At 71.6% G+C, this 232-nt stretch carries 1 pseudogene; it reads right to left on the reverse strand.

From position 1 onward, the window contains the following. A pseudogene (locus ACQG3P_RS24845) lies at positions 1-232 on the reverse strand (TorF family putative porin); the annotation flags it as partial.

Consider the following 232-nt stretch of genomic DNA (forward strand, 5'->3'; position numbering starts at 1 on the left):
CCCAGCGGCAGGCGAGCGCCCAGCTGGGCATTCGTGCCGGTGCGGCCGCTGGGCGGGGCATCGTCGGAAGCACCGCCGCTCGCCCAGTAGCGCTCCTTCCTGGTCAGCGTGCTGGTGAGCTCGGTCCAGTCCAGGTCCACGTTAGTGGCCGGGTAGAGGTAGTGGGTGTGGTTGTCGTCCAGCGCCCCGTCCGGTGCCCGCGCGCCGCTCCAGCCGGCGACGTTGTCGAACT

Source organism: Stenotrophomonas sp. SrG (assembly GCF_050031795.1).
GTDB lineage: Bacteria > Pseudomonadota > Gammaproteobacteria > Xanthomonadales > Xanthomonadaceae > Stenotrophomonas > Stenotrophomonas rhizophila_A.